This is a genomic window from Psychromonas aquatilis (assembly GCF_038155185.1).
Lineage (GTDB): Bacteria > Pseudomonadota > Gammaproteobacteria > Enterobacterales > Psychromonadaceae > Psychromonas > Psychromonas aquatilis.
In genome coordinates this window covers 1-208 of sequence record NZ_JBAKAZ010000482.1, presented here as the reverse complement: position 1 = coordinate 208, position 208 = coordinate 1, and the positions used below count along the sequence as shown (strand labels likewise).

General features: G+C 32.7%; 1 protein-coding gene. It reads left to right on the top strand.

The features are described from left to right. Positions 1-179 (top strand): YfbK domain-containing protein (locus tag V6256_RS16245; protein WP_341599211.1); only part of this gene is annotated, 179 nt, incomplete at its 5' end. Between the last annotated feature and the right edge of the window lie 29 nt (positions 180-208).

The following is a 208-nucleotide window of genomic DNA, read 5'->3' as shown; positions in this document are numbered from 1 at the left end:
ATTTTAATTATACACTCGCTGTAGCAGGTTTTGCTCAATTATTAAAAGGAGCAATATATACAGGTCAATGGCAATACCAAGAGAGTATTGACTTGGCTATTAACAACAAAGGTGCTGATCAATTTGGCTATAGATCAGAGTTTATACAGCTAGTAAGAACTGTCGATGAGTTACAATAAATTATTATCCTAATATGTTTCGCTGTAAA